This window comes from Acinetobacter sp. 12966, from assembly GCF_031196995.1.
Classification (GTDB): domain Bacteria; phylum Pseudomonadota; class Gammaproteobacteria; order Pseudomonadales; family Moraxellaceae; genus Acinetobacter; species Acinetobacter geminorum.
In genome coordinates this window covers 1-227 of record NZ_JAVIMC010000076.1, presented here as the reverse complement: position 1 = coordinate 227, position 227 = coordinate 1, and the positions used below count along the sequence as shown (strand labels likewise).

Genomic DNA, 227 nt, shown 5'->3' with positions numbered 1-227 from the left:
AGCTCAAGAACGTCTGTAGCATCGGCAGAAGTTGTCGCATGAGTCCAGTCCGACCAAGGTCCTATATTCCCGATCCTGTCGATCAAGCGGCCACGATAAAATTGAGTCAGATTTGACTGCAAGCCTTGAATCGCATGTGTGGTAGTTGGATAAGCGAATAAGCCTAATTGGGCAATATTACTGGTTCCATCTGGTGAAACTTCAATTTCAGTATAAGCCGTATCAAG

Annotated in this window: 1 protein-coding gene; it reads right to left on the bottom strand. The window is 45.4% G+C overall.

Translation table 11 applies throughout. The annotated features are described in order from the left end of the window. Window positions 1-227: hypothetical protein (locus RFW85_RS12415; protein ID WP_309171574.1), on the bottom strand; the 227-nt coding region annotated here is incomplete at both ends.